The sequence below is a fragment of the Arthrobacter sp. Hiyo1 genome (genome assembly GCF_001263615.2).
In the GTDB taxonomy this organism is placed as follows: Bacteria; Actinomycetota; Actinomycetes; order Actinomycetales; family Micrococcaceae; genus Arthrobacter.
In genome coordinates, this window is sequence record NZ_DF952473.1 from 229,867 (window position 1) to 232,982 (window position 3,116).

General features: G+C 63.7%; 3 protein-coding genes and 2 pseudogenes. 1 reads left to right on the plus strand and 4 read right to left on the minus strand.

Features of this window, described 5'->3' with window-relative positions; genetic code table 11:
• Positions 1-490: pseudogene (locus AHiyo1_RS16555) on the plus strand (6-phosphogluconolactonase); the annotation flags it as partial.
• On the opposite strand, the pseudogene AHiyo1_RS16560 reads toward AHiyo1_RS16555, so the two are convergent.
• The 4 genes and pseudogenes from AHiyo1_RS16560 to AHiyo1_RS16575 all read right to left on the minus strand — a co-directional run.
• Positions 481-774 (minus strand): annotated as a pseudogene (locus tag AHiyo1_RS16560) (RNA polymerase-binding protein RbpA); the annotation flags it as partial. The pseudogenes AHiyo1_RS16555 and AHiyo1_RS16560 sit on opposite strands and share 10 nt — an antisense overlap.
• A gap of 82 nt (positions 775-856) precedes the next feature.
• On the minus strand, positions 857-1,114 hold the full coding sequence (gene secG, locus AHiyo1_RS16565) for a preprotein translocase subunit SecG (RefSeq protein WP_059389278.1): 258 nt from the start codon (positions 1,112-1,114) through the stop codon (positions 857-859).
• 47 nt (positions 1,115-1,161) lie between these two features.
• On the minus strand, positions 1,162-1,977 hold the full coding sequence (tpiA, locus tag AHiyo1_RS16570; protein WP_059389279.1) for a triose-phosphate isomerase: 816 nt from the start codon (positions 1,975-1,977) through the stop codon (positions 1,162-1,164).
• Between the two features lie 83 nt (positions 1,978-2,060).
• A partial coding sequence (locus tag AHiyo1_RS16575) for a phosphoglycerate kinase (RefSeq protein WP_059389280.1) occupies positions 2,061-3,116 on the minus strand: 1,056 nt, incomplete at its 5' end.

Here is a 3,116-nt window from a genome sequence, read left to right on the forward strand (position 1 = left end):
CCGCTGCCGAGGCCGAGCACTCCGCGGACACCTCGGACAACCGTCCCGAGGAGGCAGGCGAGTTGCCCCGCTTCGACATCCTGCTGCTCGGGGTGGGTCCGGATGCGCATATTGCCTCGCTCTTCCCGGAGCAGGCAGGTATCCGCGTGAAGGACCGTACGGTGGTGGGGGTCGAGAACTCCCCCAAGCCACCGCCGTCGAGGATTTCGCTGACCTTGCCCGCCATCAACTCCGCCCAGGAAATCTGGATGGTCGTGGCAGGCGAGGACAAGGCCGGCGCCGTGGGCTGGCACTTGCCGGGGCCAACCCGGTGCAGGTTCCCGCCTCCGGGCCCAGTGGCCGCTCGAGGACCCTGTGGCTTATCGATGAGAATGCAGCCTCACGCGTCCCCCAGCAGCTCGTCCGAAAGGACCCCGCGGCGCGTAGCCGCTTGAGCGCTCCGGCCAGGACAATCTCCGCGTCTTGGCTGGAGCGTCTTTCTTTAACGTAGTCCAGGTGGCTCTTGAAGATTTCTTCGTCCGCACGTTCCATGGTGGCTTCGCCCTGTTCGCGGACGGCAACCAGGCCACACTTCGGGCAATCCCACCGGATCGGGATTTGATCTTCCGGGAGTTTAACGAAAACAAGCCGCGTCTCATGTCCCTTGGCGCACCAATAGGGAACACGAATACGCGGCAAGCTTTCGCCGACTACAGAGTCGGGTTGGTTTCTTGGGGCCGATCCAGCTGTTACGCCGGCCCGTGTGCCCCGGAATCCAGAAGTACCATGAACCATCGTCGATCCCCTTGAGAGTTCGGCTGCATGGCTTGAAGGCCATGCAGCCTAGTCTAGTGGGAGGATCCCGGTGACGGCAGTGCTAGGAGTCTCCGCCCGCGGTGAAGCGCATGATGAGGCCAAGTCCAATGATCACGACACCCCAAGTGCAGCCCAAGACGATGGTGAAGCGGTTGAGGTTTCGCTCTGCGACACCTGAAGAACTCAATCCTGAGCTCATGCCACCGCCAAACATATCGGACAACCCGCCGCCACGTCCCTTGTGGAGGAGGATGAGCAGCGTCAGCAGAAGGCTGGTAATGCCCAGCAGAATCTGCAGAATGACTTGAAGAACGTCCACGACGGCCTTTCAGAAGAACGGAAAACGGGAGCGGAACCGGAAACGGACTAAGCCGCGCTGAGGTGGCTCTCGAACCTGACAATGTTAGCAAACTCGGCGGGGTCCAGGCTCGCGCCACCCACCAGCAAGCCGTCGACGTCGCTTTCGGCCATGATCGCTGCCGCATTGTTGGCCTTGACCGAACCACCGTAAAGGAGGCGGGTCTTGGCGGCCACAGCATCGTCGAACAAGGATGCGAGCTCTGAACGGATAGCGGCGCACATCTCCTGTGCGTCTTCGGGACCCGCGACTTCGCCAGTACCAATGGCCCAGACAGGCTCGTACGCGACAACCAGTTCGCCGGCCTGGTCTGCGGTGAGGCCTTCGACGCCGGCGCGCAACTGGGCCAGCGTGTGCTCCACATGGGTGCCGGCCTGGCGGACCTCAAGGCCCTCGCCGACACACAGGACCGGCGTAACGTCGTGGCGGAAGGCTGCTTTGACCTTCGCGTTGAGGACCTGGTCGTCCTCGTTGTGGATGGTGCGGCGTTCGCTGTGGCCCACCAGGACATAGGCGCAACCGAGCTTGTTGAGGAACTGGCCGGAGATATCGCCGGTGTACGCTCCGGAGTCGAACTGCGAGAGGTCCTGTCCGCCATAGACGACGTCCAACTCGTCGCCCTGGACGAGGGTCTGCACACCGCGCAGATCGGTAAACGGGGGGAAGACTGACACCTCCACCCGGCTGTAGTCGTGCTTGGCGTCGGAGAGGGTCCAAGCCAGCTTCTGCAGCAGGGTGATGCCCTGGACGTGGTCCATGTTCATCTTCCAGTTGCCGGCAATGAAGGGCTTGCGGATGAAGTTTCCGTTGGCAGAAGTTGTCACGTGTGCTCCAAAGATGCGTTGAGATAGGGAAAGCCGGCGGGGCGCTTGCCTTCAAGGAAGGGCGCCCCGCCGGCCATGTAGCCTTAGCGGTCCAGAACGCTCAGGCCGGGAAGATCCTTGCCTTCAAGGTATTCCAGGCTGGCGCCGCCGCCCGTGGAAATGTGTCCGAACTGGGAGTCCTCAAAGCCGAGGGTCCGGACGGCCGCGGCGGAGTCGCCGCCGCCAACCACGGTGAATGCCGGCGTCTCAGTCAAGGCCTGGGCGATGGCACGGGTGCCGCCGGAGAAGGCTTCGAATTCGAAGACGCCCATGGGGCCGTTCCAGAACACGGTCTGTGCGGCCTTGATCTGCTCGGCGAAAGCCTCCGCGGATACCGGTCCGATGTCCAGGCCAATGCCGGAGGCGCCGAACGAGCTGTCCTCGATCGCGTCAGCGGCGACCACTTCGTGTTCAGCGTCGGCGGCGAAGCGGCTTGCGACCACGACGTCGGTGGGGATGACGAAGGCGGTACCGGCGTCGGAGGCGCGCTTGAGGTAGTCCTGGACCACGGGGATCTGGTCAGCTTCAAGCAGGCTGCCCGCAACCTTGTGACCGGCCGCTGCGAGGAAGGTGAAGAGCATTCCGCCACCGACGAGGATGGTGTCTGCCTTGCCGAGGAGGTTGTCGATCACTGCGAGCTTGTCAGAGACCTTGGAACCGCCGAGGACCACGACGTACGGGCGCTGGGTATCAGTGGTGAGTTTGCGCAGAACCTCCACCTCGGTGTGCACAAGGTCACCCTGGTAGGAAGGAAGCCGGGTGGCGACGTCGTAGACGCTGGCGTGCTTGCGGTGGACAGCGCCGAAGGCGTCATCCACGAAGGCACCGTTGTCGCCGGTGAGCGCCACGAGTTCATCGGCGAAGGCGCCGCGCTCGGCGTCGTCCTTGCTGGTTTCGCGGGCGTCGAAACGGACGTTCTCCAGGACCAGGACGTCTCCATCGTCCAGGGACCCGGCCAGCTCCTTGGCGGACTCACCAACGGTGTCTTCCGCGAGCTGGACCTTGAATGGCGCGAGCTCCGCAAGCCGCGCCACAGCCGGCTTGAGCGAATACTTGGCCTCGGGAGCGCCCTTGGGGCGTCCCAGGTGGGCCGTGACGAG